Here is a 19,033-nt window from a genome sequence, read left to right as displayed (position 1 = left end):
ACAGGCAAGAAAAAGGCGCTGGGATCGCCAGCGCCTGAAAGGGTTCACACCTCGTTGGGTGTTTTGAATGTGGTTCTTGGTAGAAAGGTTGTCTCCTCGGGCCCCTCGCTTGGCACACCGAAGCGCGCTTTCGAGTGCCGCAACTGTAACGGCTGCACTTTGCTGGTGCATTGGGGGTTTCCCGCCCCCCTTTGTTGGGCGCTGGAGGGCCGGCCGGGGCGTCCTGTGCCCCGATTCGGTGGGACTTTGCTGGCATGGCTCGTGCAATGCGCTTGTAACAAATTGCGAAAGGGAGCGTGCATGCGTGCAGTCAACCACCGGGTCATTGCGGTCGCGTCGTTGTGTCTGGGGCTGTGCACCTGCGCGCTGGCCCAGGGCGTGCCGGAGGTTCCTGCCATCGCGGCGCCCCTCACCCGCCCCGCACTGGTGGCGCAGGACACGGTGAATGCGGCCCATACCAGCTGGATGATGACCTCCACTGCCCTGGTGCTGCTGATGACGCTGCCAGGCATTGCGCTTTTCTACGCAGGCATGGTGCGCAGGAAGAACGTGCTCAACACCATGGCGTGCGTGGTCGCGATTGCGGCGCTGGTCAGCCTGTTGTGGTTTGCGGCGGGGTACTCACTGGCTTTCACACCAGGCAGCGCCTGGCTGGGGGGCTGGGACCGCGCTGGCTTTGCGGGGCTCGACTTTCAGCTGGAGGCGGGCAAGCTGGCCGTGAGCCACATTGCGCCGCTGATCCCAGAGTCGGTGTACGCCATGTTCCAGCTCACGTTCGCCATCATCACGGCAGCGCTGCTGGTGGGCGCGTTTGTGGAGCGCATGCGGTTCTCGGCCATGCTGGTCTTCGTTGGACTGTGGACGCTGGTGGTGTACGCGCCCGTGGCGCACTGGGTGTGGGAGCCCGGGGGCTGGCTGGCGCAGATGGGCGCGCTGGACTTTGCGGGCGGCTCGGTGGTGCACGTGAACGCGGGCGTCGCGGGGCTGGTGTGCGCCTGGTTTCTGGGCCGCCGTACGGGGTACGGGCGCGAGCCCTTCGAGCCCTACAACCTGGGGCTCACCATGGCGGGCGCGGGCATGCTGTGGGTGGGCTGGTTTGGCTTCAACGCAGGCTCTGCGGTCGCGGCCGACGGGCGCGCCGGGCTGGCCATGGCAGTGACGCACCTGGCCGCTGCAGCCGGGGCGCTGTCGTGGATGCTGGGTGAGTGGGTGGTGCGCGGGCGCCCATCGCTGCTGGGGCTGTGCTCTGGCCTGGTGGCGGGGCTGGTGGCCATCACACCCGCCGCCGGTTTTGTCACGCTGCGCTCGGCCGTGGTGATTGGCCTGGTGGCCGGGCTGGCCTGCTACTGGGGCGCCACGGGGCTCAAGCGGCTGCTGCGGGTGGACGACTCGCTCGACGTATTTGGCGTGCATGGCGTTGGGGGCATCGTGGGGTCGCTGCTGACGGGTGTGCTGGCCAGCAAGACCGTCGGGGGGGCTGCGGGCAGCCTGCTCACCCAGGCCATCGGCGTGGGCGCCGTGGCGGCCTACAGCCTGGTGATGACGGCCGCGCTGCTGTGGGTCGTCAACTTTGCGATGGGCCTGCGGGTGGACGAGCAAAGCGAGCAGACCGGGCTGGACATTGCCCAGCACCGCGAGCGCCTGGGCGGCTGAATGGGCCTCCGAGAGACCCCGCAGGCCTTCCTTGCCCCCGCATCGCTGTGCCCTGCGGGCCAGCGGATGCAGTCCGATGGATGACCCCAATGCAGTAAGGAGCCGAACATGTCCGATTCCGACAAGCTGGCGATTGCCGCCCACCTGCATGTGTTGTTACGGCGCAAGACAGGGCGCGTGACCGATACCGAATGGATGGCGGCCAACGCGGACTACGCGCAGGAGATCGTGCGGTTTGCGCGCCAGCGCGCCACCGAAGACAACGCCCCCGACTTGGCCGAATGGGCCGACCGCCTGGAGCACGCCCTGCACGCCAGCCCGCCGGCCGCGCAGCGCCGACCGCTGCTGGACGCCGCGGCGCATGCGGTACGTGCGCGCCCCGAGCCCACCCCCGAAGTGCCGCGCTACGTGGGCGGCATCCGCTGACCTGCCAAGCGGCTTCTACGCCGTGGCTTGAACGGAAAAGATCAGTGGGCCGGAGTGCCCTGTGTGAACAGCCCGGCCGTGGGCAGCAGCCCAGCCAGCCGGTTGTCCCCGTAGGTGCGCAGCACCTGCGCAATCACCACCTGGTAGCCATTGAGCCACTGCGCCTGCGCGGCCTTGGCCTTCAGATGCGCCGGGTGCTGCATCAGCGTCTGTAGCGCCTCCAGCGACTGCCAGTAGTACACGTTGGAGACCAGGCCGTTGCCCGTGTCCGTCCACGACTCCTCGCCCAGGTAGCCGTCGATGGAACGCGCGGCGGTGGCGATGGCTTCGTCCAGCCGGTGAAAGGCGTCGTCGAATTGAGAACCTGTTCAAGCTATGTTTGGGGATCGCGTTGGAGTGCAATCGGGATGAGTGGAAGCTTCGGATGCGCCGCATGGGCTCGTGCCCATGCAAGCAGCCGGGGCGTCCAATCGCCCGATTTCACTCCAACCCTTCGGGCAAGTGCCTTGCCGGGCGGTCTGCGGCGTTGCGGCGCTTGCCAATAGCCGAGCTATTGGCTGCGCACCGCGCCTAGCACCCCATCCCGGCAAGGCGCTTGCGCGACCCCGAACATAGCTTGAACAGGTTCTTGGTCGCAAAGATGAAGGTGGAGGAGTACATCGGCGCGATGCTACTCACGCCGCCTGCCGTGACTGGATGATCCACTCCGCGGCCTTCTCCGCCATCATCAGCGTGGGCGAGTTGGTGTTGCCGCTGGTGATGGTGGGCATGGCGCCCGCATCCACCACGCGCAGGCCCGCCACCACGCCGCCGCGCCCATCGCGCACGCGCAGCTGGGCGTCCAGCACGGCCATCGGGTCGCCGTCGCGGCCCATCTTGGTGGTGCCCACGGGGTGGAAGATGGTGGTGGCAATGTCGCCCGCCAGGCGCGCCAGGTCTTCGTCGCTTTCAAACTGCACGCCGGGCTTCCACTCCTGCGGCTGGTACTTGGCCAGCGCGGGCTGGGCCACGATGCGGCGCGTGACGCGCAGGCTGTCGGCCGCCACCTGGCGGTCTTCGGGCGTGCTGAGGTAGTTGGGGGCGATGGCGGGCGCGGTCTTGAAGTCGGCGCTCTTGATGTTGACCGTGCCCCGGCTGGTGGGGTTGAGGTTGCACACGCTGGCGGTGAACGCCGGGAACCCGTGCAGCGGCTCGCCAAACGCATCGAGCGACAAGGGTTGCACGTGGTATTCGATGTTGGGATAGGGCTGGTCGGGGCTGCTGCGGGTGAACGCACCCAGCTGCGAAGGCGCCATGCTCATGGGTCCGCTGCGCTTGAGCGCGTACTCAAGCCCGATCTTGGCCTTGCCGACCAGCGAGTTGGCCATGGTGTTGAGCGTCTGCACGCCCTGCACCTTGAACACCGCGCGGATCTGCAGGTGGTCTTGCAGGTTGGCGCCCACGCCGGGCAGGTCCACCTTCACTTCCACGCCGTGCTGGCGCAGCAGCGCTGCGGGCCCGATGCCCGACAGCTGCAGCAGCTGCGGCGAGTTGACGGCGCCCGCGCTCAGGATCACGTCTCCCGCCGCGCGGGCCGTGACCATCTCGGTGCCGTCCCACACCTGCACGCCCGTGCAGCGCTGGGTGCCATCGGGCTGGGTCTCGATGAGGAGCTTGGACGCCTGCGCGCTGGTCCACATCTCGAAGTTGGGCCGGCCGTAGCAGGTTGGGCGCAAAAAGGCTTTGGCGGTGTTCCAGCGCCAGCCGCTTTTCTGGTTGACCTCGAAATAGCCCACGCCCTCGTTACTGCCGCTGTTGAAGTCGTCGGTGGCCGGGATACCGGCCTGCTGCGCGGCGTGGGCAAAGGCGTCGAGCACGTCCCAGCGCAGGCGTTGTTTTTCCACGCGCCACTCGCCCGTGCTGCCGGTGGCCTTGTTGCCGTGCAGGCGTTTGAAATTTTCGTTCACGGCCCCGGGCTGGTCCAGGCGCCAATGGTCTTCGTGGCGGCGAAAGTAGGGCAGGGCGTTGTCCCAGCGCCAGCTGGCGTCGCCCGCCAGCTCGGCCCACTGGTCGTAGTCGCGCGCCTGGCCGCGCATGTAGATCATGCCGTTGATGCTGCTGCAGCCGCCCAGCGTCTTGCCGCGCGGGTAGCGCAGGGTGCGGCCGTTCAGGCCCGCGTCGGGTTCGGTGTTGTAGAGCCAGTCGGTGCGCGGGTTGCCGATGCAGTACAGGTAGCCCACGGGGATGTGGATCCAGTGGTAGTCGTCCTTGCGGCCCGCTTCGATCAGCAGCACGCGGTGGCGGCCGTCGGCGCTCAGGCGGTTGGCAAGCAGGGAGCCGGCCGTGCCCCCGCCGATGATGATGGTGTCAAACGTGGTGTCGCTCATGGAAAAGGGGCGGTGCCGATCAAGGGTGGTAACGGTGGGCCATTGTGCGGATGGGGCAGGCCCTGTCGATAGGGTGTGTGCCTATTGCTACATTTTTAGTAGCTGCTGGTGCTTGTAGATATTGCGCTAGGTGTCGATTTGATAATAATTACACGCTTCGCCGCCTGTCTTTGCTTGACAGGCTGGTGTCCGACAGCGCGTGCAGGATTCGCTCCGCTACCATGCACGCTCTTCCTTGCTGCTTCTTGACGACCCACCCCCTGCGGCTGCCCTGGCGGCCTGACCCATGACCGACCACGCCCCCCACATCGTTCGCGCCGATACGCCCCAAGGGCCGTGCGCGCAGCTGCGTGGGCGCTGGGGCGCGGCCGAGCTGGGCAGCGCGAAGCAGTGGCAGGCCGTGTCGGACCAGCTGCGTGACGCACCGCCTGCCCCCACCCTGGGCTGGGACCTGCGAGAGCTGCAGTGGCTGGACCATGTGGGCGCGCAGCTGCTGTGGAACCACTGGCAGCACGCCTGGCCCGCGCAATTGGCCTGTACCGACAGCCAGCGCGCCATGCTGACGCGGGTGGCAGATTTCACCTGTGTTGCACCGCCGCCCGAGCCCTGGCGCCTGGGCGAGCAGATCGACCACCTGGGCGTGCTGGTGCTGCATGGCGTGGACCATGCCCGCCACCTGCTGGAGATGGTGGGCCAGCTGGTGCTGGACCTGGGCCGTCTAGTGCGTGCACCCCGCAAGGGGCCGTGGCGCGATGTGTCCGGCCACCTGTACCGCATGGGCGCCACGGCGCTGCCCATCACGGCGCTGGTGGGCTTCCTCATCGGGGTGGTGCTGGCCTACCTGATGAGCCTGCAGCTGCGGCAGTTTGGTGCCGAGTCGTTCATCGTCAACATCCTGGGCATCTCGCTGATCCGCGAGCTGGGCCCCATGCTGGCGGCCATTCTGGTGGCGGGCCGCTCGGGCTCGTCCATTACGGCGCAGATCGGTGTGATGCGCGTGACCGAAGAGCTCGATGCCATGCGTGTGATGGGTATCCCGCACGGGTTTCGGCTGGTGATGCCGCGCACCTTGGCGCTGGCCTTGGCCATGCCGCTCATCAGCGTGTGGACCACACTGGCGGCGCTGGCGGGGGGCATGCTGGCGGCCGACGTCTCCATGGACATCTCGCCGTCCTACTTTGTGCAGGCACTGCCCGCCGCGGTGAAGGTCGGCAACCTGGGCCTGGCGATGGCCAAGTCGGTGGTGTTTGGCGCGTTCATTGCGCTCATCGGCTGCCACTGGGGCCTGCGCGTCAAGCCCAACACCCAGAGCCTGGGCGAAGGCACGACGGCGTCGGTGGTGTCGTCCATCACCATGGTGATCATCGTGGACGCGCTGTTTGCGGTCGCCTTCAAGAACATCGGTATATGACTGAGCGCATCGCCAAGCCCGAACACATCGCCGTCGCGCCCGGCGAGCCGCCCATCGTGGACGTGCAAGGCCTCTGGACGCAGTTTGGCAAGGGTGACGAAACCTTCACCGTGCACCAGGACCTGAACTTCACCGTGCAGCGCGGTGAGATGCTGTCCCTGGTGGGGGGCTCGGGCACGGGCAAGACGGTGCTGCTGCGCCAGATCCTCGGCTTGGCGCGGCCCACGCGCGGGCAGGTCACGGTGCTGGGCCGGCCTGCGTCCGAGATGGGGCGCGAGGGCGCAGCCAGCCGGGTGGGCATGTTGTTCCAGCACGGCGCGCTGTTCTCGGCCTTCAACGTGCTCGACAACGTGGCCTTTGCGCTGCGCGAGCAGGGCACGCTGCCGCCCGAGCTGGTGCGCGACGCCGCGCTGGTCAAGCTGCAGATGGTAGGGCTGAAGCCCGAACATGCCACGCGCATGCCGGCCGACCTGTCGGGTGGCATGGTCAAGCGCGTGGCGCTGGCCCGTGCGCTCATCATGGACCCGCCGCTGCTGCTGCTCGATGAACCCACGGCGGGCCTGGACCCGAGCAGCTCCGACGACTTCTGCGCGCTGCTGCGCGAGCTGCGCGCAGCGCTGGGGCTGACGGTCATCATGGTCACGCACGACCTGGATACGCTGTTCGCACTCAGCACCCGCGTGGCCGTGCTGGCGGATAAAAAGGTCATCGTCACCGGCCCGCCGCACGAGGTGGCGCACTTTTCGCACCCGTTCATCGAGCACTTCTTCATGGGCGAACGTGGCCAACGGGCCATGGCGCCCGTGCCTTCTGTGCAGCAGGCTCCGGCGCACGTCGCCACACCGCCCGCGCCCCACAAGGAACACCCCTGATGGAAAACAAATCCCACGCCCTCGCCGCAGGCATCTTTGTGCTGGTGGTCGCCGCCATGCTGGCGGGCCTGGCCGTCTGGCTCACGCGCGACAACGCCAACTACGAGCAGTACGAGCTGTCCACCCGCGACGGCGTGAGTGGCCTGCAGCCCCAGGCCGCCGTGCGCTACAAGGGCGTGGCCGTGGGCAAGGTCACGCGCATCGGCTTTGATCCGCAGGTCAACGGCAACGTGTTGATCCGCATCGCCGTCAACGAGCAGGCGCCCATCAGCCCCACCACCTTTGCCGTGCTGGGCTACCAGGGCGTCACCGGCCTGGCCCACGTGTTGCTGGACGACGCCGAGCAGCCCTACCCCGAGCTGCCCCCCGGCCCCAGCGGCCTGCCACGCCTGCCGCTCAAGCCCTCGCCGTTTGGCAAGCTGGCCGAGCAGGCGCCGGCCATTCTGGGTCAGGTCGAAGAGGCCACGCGCCGCATCAACCAGCTGCTGGGCGACAGCAACCAGCAAAAGCTCACCGAGGCGCTGTCCAACATCGGCCAGGCCGCAGGCAGCGTCAACACCCTGACCCAGCGGCTGGATGCCACCGTGTCGCAGCGCCTGGACCCGGCCCTGGCCGCGCTGCCGCCCCTGGCCAGCGACGCGCGCCAGACGCTGCAGTCGCTGCAGCAGGCGGGCGCCAGCGTGTCCGCCCTGGCGGTGGACTTGGGCAAGACCAACCAGCGGCTCAATGCCGAGGGCGGTGCCATCGACCAGATCACCGCCGGCACCCAGTCCCTGGCGCGGGCGGCGGACCAGTTCAGCACCGCGACCCTGCCGCGGGTGAACCGTGCGGCCGACGACACGGCCCGCGCCGCCCGCCAGATGGGCCGAGCGGCGGGGGGCATCAGCGACAACCCGCAGCTGTTCATTTACGGCTCGGGCGCCATCCCGCCCGGGCCGGGTGAGCCCGGTTTTGGTGGTGGCCGATGAGGGGTGTCTCCGACCGCGCCGCATGGGCAGCGTGGGCCTTGTGAGGAATGAATGTGATGACTATCAAAAACATAGCAACCAAGGCATATACATCTAGCGCTACCGCCCTGTGGGGTTGTGGGTTGGTCGCAGCGCTGGTGCTCACGGGCTGCTCGGCCCTGCCGGCTGCCCCCACCCGCCCCGTGCTGTATGACTTTGGGCCCGGCCCGCTGGCCACCGTGCCCACCGACCGGCGCGCGCCCCTGGCGCCGCTGGCGCTCGCCGACATGGATGCGCCCGGCCTGCCCGAGGGCGGCAACGCCGTGCTGTACCGCCTGGCCTATGCCGACGCCCAGCAGCTGCGCCCCTACAGCCAGGCCCGCTGGAGCCAGCCGCCCGCGCAACTGCTGCAGCAGCGCTTGCGCGAACAACTGGGCCTGCGCCGCGCCGTGCTCAAGGCCGACGACGGCGCCGCCCAGGCCCGCGAACCCGCGCAGGGCAACAAGCTGCCCCTGGTGCTGCGCACCGAGCTGGAGGAGTTCAGCCACCTGTTCACCAGCCCCAGCGACAGCGCGGGCGTGGTGCGCCTGCGCGCCACGGTGGTCGAGCTGACCCCGTCGGGCGAATCCCTGCGCGACCAGCGCGTGTTCATCGTGCAGCAGCCCGCCAAGTCGGCCGATGCGCCGGGCGGCGTGGCCGCGCTGGCAGCGGCATCAAGCCAGCTGGCCGGGGAGCTGGCGGCCTGGGTGGAGCAGGTGGGGCAGTAACGCCCCAGGTCTTTGTAGCCCGCATCTGCCAGCGGGCGCCAGCCTTGGCCGTGGCGCCACGCAGCGCGGCTGGCCGTCAGGTGCCGGGCGGCGAAGGGGACGGGGGCGTGGCCTCATGGCGTTCAATGCCCGTCACCACCCGCGCATAGCGCGCAAAGCTCCAGTACGCCCAGGCCCAGTCCAGTAACACCACCAGCCGGTTGCGAAAGCCGATCAGGAAGTACACGTGCGCAAACAGCCAGAACAGCCACGCAAAGTAGCCGGAGAACCGCACCGGCCCGGCGGGCGAGGTGAGGTCCACCACGGCAGAGTTGCGGCCGATGGTGGCCAGGTTGCCGTAGTCGCGGTAGCGAAACGGCTGCGTGGGCTGGCCCGCCAGTCGGCGCAGGATGTTGGCCGCCGTGGCGCGTCCCATCTGCTTGGCGCCGGGCGACACGCCGGGCACGGGCGTGGGCTCGTGGCCGGGGGCGTGGCTCTTGGCGGCTGCCAGGTCGCCGATCACGCTGATCTCGGGGTGGCCCGGCAGCGTCAGGTCGGGCTCCACCACCACGCGGCCCGCGCGGTCGGTGCTGGCGCCGGTGGTGTCTGCCAGGTGGCGGCCCAGTGGTGATGCGGCCACGCCCGCTGCCCACACAATGCATTTGCTATTTATTTGATAGCTATTTGCGCTTGATGTAGTAGCGCTTGCGGGTGATTCGACCTTCAATCCATCGCTGTCGATGGCGGTGACACGCGCGCCCAGGCGCACGTCCACGCCCAGCTTTTCCAGTTGCTCCTTGGCGCGCTGGCTCAGGGCCTCGGGCATGGCCTGCAGCACGCGCGTGCCGCCTTCGAGCAGGATGATCTTCGCGCTGGCGGGGTCGATGTGGCGGAACTCGCCGGGCAGCGTGTGGCGCGCAATCTCTGCCAGCGTGCCGGCCATTTCTACGCCCGTGGGGCCCGCGCCCACGACCACAAAGTTGAGCCAGTCTGCGCGGCGAGCGGGGTCGGGCTCTTTCTCGGCCGCCTCAAACGCCAGCAGCACGCGGCGGCGGATCTCGAACGCGTCGTCCAGCGTCTTGAGGCCGGGCGCACAGGCCGCCCAGTCGTCGCGGCCAAAGTAGCTGTGCGTGGCACCGGCGGCCACGATGAGGTGGTCGTACGGCAGCGTGGCGCCGTCTGCCAGGTGCACGGTGCGCTGGCCCACGTCGATGCGGGTGACCTCGCCCAGCAAGGTGGTCACGTTGCGCTGCTGACGGAACAGATGCCGGATGGGCGCCGCAATGGCCGGGGCCGACAGCCCGGCCGTGGCCACCTGGTAGAGCAGAGGCTGGAAGAGGTGGTGGTTGGTCTTGTCCACCAGGGTCACATCCACCGCCGCGCCCCGCAGGGCGCGGGCCGCTTCGAGGCCGCCGAACCCGCAACCGATGATGACCACGCGCGGGCGAAGCGGGGGAGCAGAGGGAGTCGTCATGCCGCCATTATTGGGGAGCCGCGTGGTGGCCCGGCCTCGTGACCTGGGCCTGACCTGCGGCCCCAGGCTGCGGGGGCTCAATGCGTTACAGGAACCCCAGGTCCACCGGGTAGTCCGGCCGACCCGCCGCTGCGCCAAAGTGCGTGATGTTGGGCAGCACACCCGCCATTTCGTTGTCGGCCACGCCGAACCACTTGGCCAGGGTGGCCGCGTACTGGTCCACCGAGGTGGACGGCAGCAGGCGACCCTGGCCCACATGCCACTGGTCTTCGGGGGCGGCTGTGTTGGTGATGCTGACCGGCGGCGCGCTGCCGTAGAACGCCTTCCCTTTGACCGCGCCGCCCACCATGAGGTGGTGGCTGCCCCAGCCGTGGTCCGAGCCGTCGCCGTTGGAGCTGAGCGTGCGGCCAAAGTCGGAGGCGGTGAACGCCGTGACCTTGTCGGCCACGCCCAGCTCCACCGTGGCGTTGTAGAACGCGGTCATGGCTTCGCTCACCCGTTGCAGCAAGCCGGGCTGCTGCGCAATGAGGTTGTCGTGCAGGTCAAAGCCGCCCAGCGACACCATGAACACCTGTCGCTTGCTGCCCAGGGTGCTGCGCGCACCAATCAGGCGCGCCACCATCTTGAGCTGGTTGGCCAGCGAGTTGTTGTTGGGAAAGGTCGTGGACAACGTCACGCCCGCGAGCCCGTTGGTGATCTGGCTTTCTGCCGTCACGGCCCGGGTGGTCACGCGGTTGTATTCGTTCTCCAGCGTCTGCGTGCGCGGCTGCTGGATGAGCGACGCGAGCGCGCTTTGCACAGCCGATGACCCGTACACCCGGTTCTTCACACCATTGATGGCCACGGCCCCATTGGTGCTGACCTGGTACTGCAGGGCCGAGTCGCCCGACAGGAACACCGCATTGCCCGTGACAGAGATGCAGGTGAACAGCGAGTTGCCGTTGGACGACAGCGCCAGGTCGCCGATGTTGCCGCCCCAGCCCACGGTGGAGCCCTCGGGCGAGGACGACTGCCACACCGACTGCTGGTCGTTGTGCGAGAACAGCTTGGGAGGCACGGGGTAGGTGGCGCGGTCGGCACTGTTGTACTGCGCGCGGGTCAGCGGCACCACCAGCGGGCCGACGTTGAGCTGCACGGCGGCCTTGCCGTTGTTGAACAGGCCGGCCAGCCCTGTCATGGCCGGGTGCAGCGCGTACTGGCGGCCGCCCGGCAGGGGCGTGGTGGGGGTCAGCAGCGTGGGGGCCAGTGCTGCCTTGGCCAGTGCAATGCCGCCTGCCGACTGGCCTGCGCCGCCGCCCCGGATGGTGCTGTAGCGGTTGTAGCTGTCGTCGTCGTAGGTGATGACGGTGTTGGCATAGTCGTTGCCGCCATACAGAAACACGCAGACCAGTGCCTTGTAGTCGGTGGCGGTGAAGGCGGCCGCCTCGCCCATGGCGGCCAGGTTGAGGGCAAAGGGCAGGGCTGTGCCCGCAAGCCCCAGCTGGGTGGAGCGGCGCAGGAACGTGCGGCGGGTGTGGAGTTCGGGTTGAAGCAGGTGCATGGCAGGGCTTACTTTTGAACGAGGTATTCGGCCGAAGCCATGACCAGGAAGACGGCGGCCGCCACGCGGTCGAGCTTGACTGCGTCGGTGCTGGCGGTGGTGACGGGCGTCGCCTTCAGTGCATCCGCAATGAGCTTGACGGTGGCGGCTGACAGCTGGCCTGCGCACATCAGCAGGTTGATGCGGGCCACCAGCGCATCAGCGTCGGCCGCGATGGCCAGCTCGTTCGTGTAGCTGGCCTTGATGTCGTACCCGTTGTTGGAGGTGCTGGCATTGTTGGGCAGCTCGGGGGCATTCACGTAGATGCCGTTGCGGATCACGCCCTGCATGTAGTTGAGGTAGCCCCCCACGCTGCTTTCGTTGACCAGCTGGAACTCGGGGGCCACAGCGCCTGAAGTGGCCAATGCCGTGGACGGCGGCACATAGCCAGGCCGGAAGAAATTGAACACGGAAGGGGAGCGCAGCGGGCTCTGGCCCAGCCGCGAGCCCAGATCGCTCAGGTCGCCAATCTTCCAGCTGCCCTGCGCCGAGTTGATGCCAAAGGTGCGGCCCCATTGCACCAGGCGCAGCATGGGCTCACGCAGCTTGCCAAAGGCCGGCTGGGTGAGCCCTGCGGGTGAACGTGCCTCGTCGTCCAGCAAGATGGCCTTGACCACAGCGCGCAGGTCGCCGCGCACTCCCGCGCCGTTGTTGTTGAAGGCGGCCGCCACGCGCGCCACATAGCCGGGCGAAGGGTTGCTGGTGACCAGCCGCTGGATGAGCTGCTTGCCGATGAAGGGACCCACATTGGGGTGATTGAAAAGCGTGTCCAGCGCGGTCTTGAGCGCCGCAGCGCCCGGTGTGTTGGCGGGGATGGTGGTGCCCAGAAACGTCGCGGCCAGCGTGGAGTGGCGTGACGCATTGAGCGCCATGGGGAGGCGCGTGTAGGTGGTGTTAGGCACCACGCGCGTCGTGCCGGGCACGGTGATCGGGACGTTCTGCGACTGGTCGTAGTCGTAGCCGGTGAACACGCGCGCCAGGTTGGTCACGTCGTTCATGGTGTAGCTGTCTACGGGCTTGCCGGCGCCGTCCTTTTTGGGAGTTCCGTCGGAGTTCAGCTCCACCAGCCCGATGGACATGAGCTGCATCACCTCGCGGGCGTAGTTCTCGTCCGGCTGGCGGCCCGTGGCGGCGTTTTCCTTCTGGTTGCCCCGGGTGTTGAGGTAGTAGCCCATGGCCGCGTTGAGCGTCACGTTCTCCAGCACCGAGCGGTAGTTGCCAAAGGCGTTGTTCACCAGTTGGTCCCAGTACCACGCCATGGCATGGCAGCGCCAATTGATGTCCACGCCATTGGTGGACACCACACAGATCTCCGACAGCGCGAGCGCCACCCGCTTGCGCAGGCCATCGGGCGACTTCATGAGCTGATACCAGATCATGTAGTCGGCAGGGTAGGAGTTGTCGTAGTAAGCCGTGTCGTTGCTGACGTCCGCGTAGCCGCGCTGGTTCAACCAGTCCCAGCCGCCCTGGCTGGGGCCTGCGCTGAACTGACTGTCCAGCCAGCCGGCATAGGTGGTGGCGCGCAGGGCCGCGATCTCGGCCGTCGATGCCGAGAACTGGGCCTGCAGCAGAAAGCGGGCGGCCTCGTTGTCCGTCGTGGCAGAGGGATGGGCGTAGTCGCCGAGCGAGGGGGTGGAGGGCGCGGGTGTGCCGGGGGTTCCCGCACCCGGCGCGCTGTCGCCACCGCCCCCACCGCAGGCGGCCAGGGCGCTGGACGCCAAGAGTGCGGTCAGCAGGGGCGCACGGGCCAGGCCGCCCGTCGTCGCATGTTCTGGGGAGAGGGGCTGGCCCTCGGGTGCCTCTGCCACCGCGGTGGTCAGAGTCTCCGGGTATGGATGGGTCATGGGATGGTCGTGGTGAAACGTGCGCAGTCGGGCAGGCACAACCGTGACTAAATCACACGCCGCGTGCGCTGGGAAACACAAGTGTTACCAGGCGAAACAGGCACTGGTGCGCGGGCTGCGAGCAGGGCCGCCAATGATGGGCGATTGCAACACTTTGTACCCCTTGCGGGGTCTGTTCCGGGCGAGTACCCGAGTGAAGGCGCCGCCACATCGGCGGTGTCCGGCAAGCCCGTAGGCCTGTGCTGACGTGTGCTGCGTGGCATGGACTACGGCGTCTGCTCCGGATCATTTTTACAGTGAATTCCATCGCATCACGCAAGTGTTCCACGCACTCCGAGTGGATGGCTGAAGCGAAGTGTTTATGAGGAACCACACCATGAATGAAGACACCATCAAGGGCAACTGGAAGCAGTTCAAGGGCAAGATGACCGAGCAGTGGGGCAAGCTCACGAACGACGACTTCGATGTCATCGACGGCAAGCGCGAACAGTTCCTGGGCAAGCTGCAAGAGCGCCAGGGCATCGCCCGCGACGTCGCCGAAAAGCAGCTCAAGGAATGGCAAAGCCGCCATCCTGATTTCCGCTTCAACGACTGACGGTGCCATGGCAACGGGGCTAGTGCCCCGGCCTCGCCAGGAGCCCCCTGGCAGCCGCCGCCCGCAGATTTCATTCGATTGCATTCATTCCATACCGAGGAGAAACCCATGACATTCAAACGCACCCTGATCGCCGTCTGCGCCACCGGTCTGATGGCCACCACCGCTTTTGCCATGACCCCTGCAGAGCACAAGGCCGCCAAGGAGAGCATCTCGGCGGACTACAAGATGAACAAAGAAAAATGCGATGCCCTCAAGGCCAATGCCAAGGACATCTGCATGAAGGAAGCCAAGGGGGCCGAGGACGTGGCCAAGGCCGAGCTCGAAGCCCAGTACAAGCCCAGCCCCAAGGCCAGCCAGAAGGTGGCCGAAGCCCGCGCTGACGCCGCCTACGCCGTCGCCAAGGAAAAGTGCGATGACCTGACCGGCAACGCCAAGGATGTGTGCGTGAAGGACGCCAAGGCCGAACATGTGAAGGCCAAGGAGAACGCCAAGGTGGCGGCCGCCCAGGCCAAGCCCGCCGATAACGCGGCGGAAAAGGCCGCTAACGTGGCCGAAGCCCGCAAGGACGCGACGGCAGAGAAGAACGAGGCCAACTACAAGGCCGCCAAGGAGCGCTGCGACGCCATGAGCGGCGACCTGAAGTCCAAGTGCGTGGACGACGCCAAGCGCATGTACGGCCACAGCTGATCGAAGGCGGGCGCGGGGCGCCTGAACTGCGATCCCACGGCAAAGCTGCATGGACCCTGCCCGCATAGCGGTGCAGGGTTCTGCTGTGTCTGGCGAGGTGGCGAGGCTTTGGGCGCCGGTTGTCGCAGCCGCCGCATACGGCGCCGCGCCATGACCTGCGTCAACACCCGGACCGCCCGGGGCTCCTAAGCTCGCACCTTCGTTTGATCTGCCTGCACAAGGATTCCCATGGCCCAACTCGAATGGTCTGACGCGCTGAACCTCGACCTGCCCCTGATGGATGACACCCACCGGGAGTTCGTCGATCTGCTGGCCGCCGTGGACCAGGCCGATGACGCCAATCTGCTACCCCGTTGGCGCGCGCTGGTGGACCACACTGAGCAGCATTTTGGCCAGGAGGACGACTGGATGGCCTCCACCCGTTTCGCATCGGGCAACTGCCACAGCATGCAGCACAGTGTGGTGCTGAAGGTGATGCGCGAAGGCACGGCACGCGCCGAGCAGGGCGACCTCCAGGTGCTGCGCGTGATGGCCAGCGAGCTGGCGCTGTGGTTCCCGCAGCATGCACAGGCCATGGACGCCTCGCTGGCCCTGCACCTGCGCCGTGTGGGGTTTGACCCGGCGACGGGCGTGGTGCATGCCCCCGGCGCATTGCCGCAGGAGCTGATCCACGGCTGCGGCGGGGCCACCTGTTCGGACACGGATGCCCAAGGCGCCGACATACCCGCCGCGCAGCCTGACGCAGCGTCCGCCGTACCCGCCTGACCGGCGCCCCATCGGGTCGTCTATCCCCAGCGCTTGTCACTCAGCGTCGGCGCCTGCAAGGGAGGCTGCCGTTGTGTGCCCCACCGTGCAGCGACCTGGCGCGCGCGGTCCAGCGCGAGGGGCGCAGTCGCAGGGCGGCTGGGTGATCGCTCTTTTTTTTGATAGCTGATGGTGCATATTGCACTGGCGCTATCGCCCATTTCGATTGAAATTTGGTCCGCAGGGTCTGTCCACATCCCACTAGGTGGGCATTCAGACCCTATGGTGGCGCGGCATCAACAGGCCGGCCGTGCGCCATGCCAAGTCACGCAGGGCTCGGCGCAGGGCGGGTGAATCTGCGGCGGCATCTGCAGCACCGGCAGGGTCTTCGGGGGTATGGTCCGCTGCTGCACCGTGCGGGCAAAAGGCCGCGTCCAGCACCTGTTGCTTGGCGCAATGCAAGGCCAGCCGGTCCTGCGACCGCAGGGCCGCCATCAACTGGTCGCGGTGGCGCTGCACGCGGTCCGCTTCGGCGGCGGTCAGCGCGGTGCCCCTTGCGGGGCCGGTGCTGGCGGGCGGCGTCAGGGCCTGGGCCTGCGCCAGGTACTGGGCCCAGCGCGTGGTGTGGGCGGCGGTGGCGTTCATGCGGCCTCCGTGCGGGGCGCTGTGGGGCGCTGTACCGGTGGCATGGTGGGGCGCGGGGGCGTGCCGCCTTGCGACAGCCCGTACCAGTTCACCTTGCGCGTCAGCACCATCACCGCCGCCAGCACCAGGAAGAGTGCAATCGCCCCCACCACCAGCGCCGTCTGCTCCAGCTGCAGCAGCACATACAGCAGGCCATACAGCAGCGCAATGCCCGCCCCCAGCGGCACCCCGCGCGTGAGCCCGCCCAGCATGTGGCTGGCGTAATAGGCCAGCAGCAGCACACACGCGCTGGCGGCCACCGCGTACGAGATGCCAAACGGCAGGTGCTCCGACAGGCTCACCAGCAGCAGGAAGAAGCTGCACAGCGCGCTGCCCACCAGCAGGTACTGCACCGGGTGCACGCGCAGCTTCTTCATCAGCTCGAACAGGCCCACGGCCACGAAGGTGAGGGCGATGAACAGCACGCCGTACTTGGTGGCGCGGTCTGACAGGGAATAGGGATTCACCGGGTCGATGAAGGCCACGCTGAAGCTGTCGGCGCAGTCGCCCGGCGTGGCCCCGGTGTGCGCATAGTCGCTGCCCTCGTCCGCGCCCAGGCAGATGCGTTTGCCGCTGGCAATGTCGGCCTGCGCCGTGGTGGCCAGTGACGACAGGCGCCACTGGGCCGAGAAGCCGGTCTTCTTGACCTCGCGCTCCGACGGCAGAAAGCGCCCGGCAAACGACGGGTGGGGCCAGCTGCTGGTCATCAGCACTTCGGTGTTGCCGCCCAGCGGCACGATGGCCAGGCGCTCGGTGCCCACCAGTTCCAGGTCCAAGGTGGCCGTGAGGCCATCGGCCTTGCCGCGCACGGATTCGGGCAGCATCGCATGCAGGCCCCGGCTGTAGGTGGGGTGGAAGGTGCCAGGCTTGAGCGCCAGCGCCTGGCTGCCCATGGTGAACTGCGCGGTGCGGATGCCGCGCGCATCGCCCACGGCCATCATCACGATGGGTGCGCCGCAGTGCATGCGCGAATTTTTCATGCTGCTCTGCGGCAGCAGGTTGGCCAGCGACCCCCATTGCGCCGTCACGTTGGCCTTGAGGTTGTAGGTGTTCACCTTGTGCAGGCCGCGTGCGCGTTCTTCCATCGCGGCGCCGGTGGTGAGCTTGAGCTGCTCGGGCATGGCGGTCAGGATGAACTCGCGGCGCTTTTCGACCATGCGGCGCTCGTCACCCTTGCCGACTTCTTCATCCCAGCTCTCCACGCAGGCGCTGTGGATCATGGGGCCCATCAGCGTCTGCGACCCGGCCAGGCTCTCGGCCACGCTTTGCGCGGTGATGCTGCGGTAGCGCAGCCGGTCGCGCACCACGTCTTCGATCAGGCCCAGGCCAAAGAGCAGCAACACGGTGATGGCGGTCAGCGCCGCCAGCTTGGTGAACAAGGGGTGTTTGAACAAAAGATCCTCCACAAGTGACTGTTGTGGAGGCAGTGTTGTGGCGCGCTGTGAGGGCGCTATGAAGTTTGTGAGGCCAGTGTGAAGTGGAGTGCTGGCCGTGTCTTTGGCGGCTCAGGCGGTGCGGTACACCAGCTCCACCCGCAGGCCCGGCGCCGTGTTGCGCGCCACCATCTGCCCGCCATGCAGCGCCATCACGCGCTGGACGATGGCCAGTCCCAGGCCCGATCCGCTGCGCTCGCCGCCCGGTCGTGCGGTGGTGAAAAAGCGTTCGCCCAGGCGCGGCAGCGCGTAGTCGGGCACGCCGGGGCCGCTGTCCTGCACGGCCACCGTGGCGCCGTCCAGGTCCACCCGCACCGTGCTGCCTGCGGGCGCAAAGTCGATGGCGTTGTCCAGCAGGTTGGTCAGCGCCAGCGTCACCAGCTCAGCCTCCCACGGGCCGCTGGTGCCGTGGCCGCTCAGCGCCAGGGCGATGCCGCGCTGCCCGGCGCGGGCGCGGGTCTGGGCAATGGCGGCCTCGGCGCAGTCTTGCAGCGCCACGGGCGCGCGGCCTTCGGCGTGCTGGCGCTGCTCCAGCTTGGACAGCTCCAGCAGCCGGTCGATGATGCGCTGCAGGCGCTCGCTCTGCTGCACCACCTGGGTTGCAAACTCGGCGCGGTCGGCGGCGGGCAGCTCGTCCTGCAGCAGCTCGCCCGCGCCGCGGATGGCGGCCACAGGGCTTTTGAGTTCGTGCGTGAGCGCGCGCACATAGCCCTCGATGTAGTCGCGCCCCTCCAGCCGCGCGCGCATGCGGTCCATGGCGCGGGCCAGGTCACCCAGCTCGCCGGGCACCTCGGGCACGGCCAGGGCCGTGGGAGGTGGCAGGTTCGGGTCGTGGCGTTCGCCGTCGGCCGGGCCCTGCACGCTCAGGGCATAGTCGCGCAGGCGGCGCACATTCCACACCATCCACAGCGTCACCGCCACGCCCACGGCCGCCGAGAGCGCCAGCAGCAACAGCCCGCCCATGAACACCTTGCGCTCGGCCCGGTCGATAAAGCGCTGCACCGTGCGCGTGGGCTTGGCCACGGTCAGCACGCCTGCGATCTGGCGGTTCACGTAGATGGGAGCTGCCACATGCATCACGCCGCTGGTGTCGTCGTCCTCCACATCGCGGGTCGAGCGTGCGCCGTACTCGCCGCGCAGCGTGCGCGCCACATCGCGCCAGCGCGAGTAGTCCGCACCGATGGCGCGGTTCTCCGAGTCGAACAGCACGCGGCCCGTGGTGTCGGTGACGTAAATGCGGTAGTCGAGCGACTGCTTGGAAAAGCCCCAGATCGCCGCGTCGATGGGCCGCGTGGCGTAGCGGCGCACATGCTGGGCAAACGGGCTGGTGCTGCTGTTGTTGGCTTCCGTCGCCAGCCGCCCGGCGGCCAGGTCTTCGCTGGCCAGCTCGGCCAGGATGTTGGCCGTGTCCACCATCATGTCCTCCATCACCTCGCGCACGCTGGGCTTGATCTCGGCCATGAACACGCGCAGCACAAAGAACGCGGCGATGCCGTTGATGAGGAAGAAGGCGAACAGCAGGCGGATGCCGAGGCGCATGGTGCGTTACTTCAAAAACAATAGCTGCCA

General features: G+C 67.8%; 17 protein-coding genes. 9 read left to right on the top strand and 8 right to left on the bottom strand.

Going from position 1 to position 19,033, the window contains the following annotated elements; genetic code table 11:
• Window positions 1-300 precede the first annotated feature (300 nt).
• Window positions 301-1,653 (top strand): ammonium transporter, encoded by a 1,353-nt coding sequence (locus tag ASD94_RS11790; protein WP_156391415.1) that lies wholly within the window; start codon window positions 301-303, stop codon window positions 1,651-1,653.
• A 108-nt stretch (window positions 1,654-1,761) separates the two neighbouring features.
• Window positions 1,762-2,079 (top strand): hypothetical protein, encoded by a 318-nt coding sequence (locus ASD94_RS11785; protein WP_056643058.1) that lies wholly within the window; start codon window positions 1,762-1,764, stop codon window positions 2,077-2,079.
• Window positions 2,080-2,120: 41 nt separating this feature from the next.
• Here the strand turns inward: ASD94_RS11785 and ASD94_RS11780 are convergent, their stop codons facing one another.
• Entirely contained in the window at window positions 2,121-2,414 is a 294-nt protein-coding gene (locus ASD94_RS11780; RefSeq protein ID WP_056643055.1) for an antibiotic biosynthesis monooxygenase, read from the bottom strand.
• Between the two features lie 339 nt (window positions 2,415-2,753).
• The gene (locus ASD94_RS11775) at window positions 2,754-4,445 is read right to left on the bottom strand and encodes a GMC family oxidoreductase (RefSeq protein WP_056643052.1); all 1,692 of its coding nucleotides are present in this window, start codon (window positions 4,443-4,445) and stop codon (window positions 2,754-2,756) included.
• A gap of 286 nt (window positions 4,446-4,731) precedes the next feature.
• Between ASD94_RS11775 and ASD94_RS11770 the strand changes: the two genes are divergently transcribed.
• From ASD94_RS11770 to ASD94_RS11755, 4 genes are read left to right on the top strand one after another with little or no spacing between them, the layout of a single operon-like run.
• Window positions 4,732-5,856: an ABC transporter permease gene (locus tag ASD94_RS11770; protein ID WP_056643051.1), complete on the top strand. Its 1,125-nt coding sequence runs from the start codon at window positions 4,732-4,734 to the stop codon at window positions 5,854-5,856.
• Window positions 5,853-6,728, top strand: a complete 876-nt coding sequence (locus ASD94_RS11765) for an ABC transporter ATP-binding protein (protein WP_056643048.1) — start codon at window positions 5,853-5,855, stop codon at window positions 6,726-6,728. The genes ASD94_RS11770 and ASD94_RS11765 overlap by 4 nt, the downstream gene beginning before the upstream one ends.
• The gene (locus ASD94_RS11760; RefSeq protein ID WP_056643045.1) at window positions 6,728-7,696 is read left to right on the top strand and encodes an MlaD family protein; all 969 of its coding nucleotides are present in this window, start codon (window positions 6,728-6,730) and stop codon (window positions 7,694-7,696) included. The genes ASD94_RS11765 and ASD94_RS11760 overlap by 1 nt, the downstream gene beginning before the upstream one ends.
• 56 nt (window positions 7,697-7,752) lie before the next feature.
• Window positions 7,753-8,442, top strand: a complete 690-nt coding sequence (locus ASD94_RS11755; RefSeq protein ID WP_056643042.1) for an ABC-type transport auxiliary lipoprotein family protein — start codon at window positions 7,753-7,755, stop codon at window positions 8,440-8,442.
• Window positions 8,443-8,518: 76 nt separating this feature from the next.
• Here ASD94_RS11755 and ASD94_RS11750 read toward each other — a convergent pair whose 3' ends face one another.
• From ASD94_RS11750 to ASD94_RS11740, 3 genes are all read right to left on the bottom strand, one after another.
• On the bottom strand, window positions 8,519-9,895 hold the full coding sequence (locus ASD94_RS11750; RefSeq protein WP_056643039.1) for an NAD(P)/FAD-dependent oxidoreductase: 1,377 nt from the start codon (window positions 9,893-9,895) through the stop codon (window positions 8,519-8,521).
• Window positions 9,896-9,980: 85 nt separating this feature from the next.
• Complete coding sequence (locus tag ASD94_RS11745; RefSeq protein ID WP_056643037.1) at window positions 9,981-11,435, bottom strand: DUF1501 domain-containing protein; 1,455 nt, start codon at window positions 11,433-11,435, stop codon at window positions 9,981-9,983.
• An 8-nt stretch (window positions 11,436-11,443) separates the two neighbouring features.
• Window positions 11,444-13,318, bottom strand: coding sequence for a DUF1800 family protein (locus ASD94_RS11740; protein WP_056643033.1), 1,875 nt, complete (start codon window positions 13,316-13,318; stop codon window positions 11,444-11,446).
• A 376-nt stretch (window positions 13,319-13,694) separates the two neighbouring features.
• On the opposite strand from ASD94_RS11740, the gene ASD94_RS11735 reads away from it, so the two are divergent.
• The 3 genes from ASD94_RS11735 to ASD94_RS11725 all read left to right on the top strand — a co-directional run bounded on the left by ASD94_RS11735 (window position 13,695) and on the right by ASD94_RS11725 (window position 15,368).
• Window positions 13,695-13,913, top strand: a complete 219-nt coding sequence (locus ASD94_RS11735) for a CsbD family protein (protein ID WP_056643031.1) — start codon at window positions 13,695-13,697, stop codon at window positions 13,911-13,913.
• Between the two features lie 108 nt (window positions 13,914-14,021).
• On the top strand, window positions 14,022-14,603 hold the full coding sequence (locus ASD94_RS11730) for a hypothetical protein (RefSeq protein WP_056643027.1): 582 nt from the start codon (window positions 14,022-14,024) through the stop codon (window positions 14,601-14,603).
• A gap of 228 nt (window positions 14,604-14,831) precedes the next feature.
• Window positions 14,832-15,368, top strand: coding sequence for a hemerythrin domain-containing protein (locus tag ASD94_RS11725; RefSeq protein WP_056643025.1), 537 nt, complete (start codon window positions 14,832-14,834; stop codon window positions 15,366-15,368).
• Window positions 15,369-15,620: 252 nt separating this feature from the next.
• Here ASD94_RS11725 and ASD94_RS11720 read toward each other — a convergent pair whose 3' ends face one another.
• The 3 genes from ASD94_RS11720 to creC form a co-directional block, all read right to left on the bottom strand.
• A complete protein-coding gene (locus tag ASD94_RS11720) occupies window positions 15,621-15,992 on the bottom strand; it encodes a hypothetical protein (RefSeq protein ID WP_233247248.1) in 372 nt (123 codons plus the stop codon).
• Window positions 15,989-17,425 (bottom strand): cell envelope integrity protein CreD, encoded by a 1,437-nt coding sequence (gene creD, locus ASD94_RS11715; RefSeq protein ID WP_056643023.1) that lies wholly within the window; start codon window positions 17,423-17,425, stop codon window positions 15,989-15,991. The genes ASD94_RS11720 and creD overlap by 4 nt, the downstream gene beginning before the upstream one ends.
• A gap of 111 nt (window positions 17,426-17,536) precedes the next feature.
• The gene (creC, locus tag ASD94_RS11710; RefSeq protein WP_056643021.1) at window positions 17,537-19,003 is read right to left on the bottom strand and encodes a two-component system sensor histidine kinase CreC; all 1,467 of its coding nucleotides are present in this window, start codon (window positions 19,001-19,003) and stop codon (window positions 17,537-17,539) included.
• Window positions 19,004-19,033: the final 30 nt, after the last annotated feature.

It is taken from the genome of Acidovorax sp. Root70 (genome assembly GCF_001428225.1).
Taxonomy (GTDB): Bacteria; Pseudomonadota; Gammaproteobacteria; order Burkholderiales; family Burkholderiaceae_C; genus Acidovorax.
The sequence above is the reverse complement of the archived record's forward strand: the minus strand, read 5'-3'. Positions and strand labels throughout refer to the sequence as shown.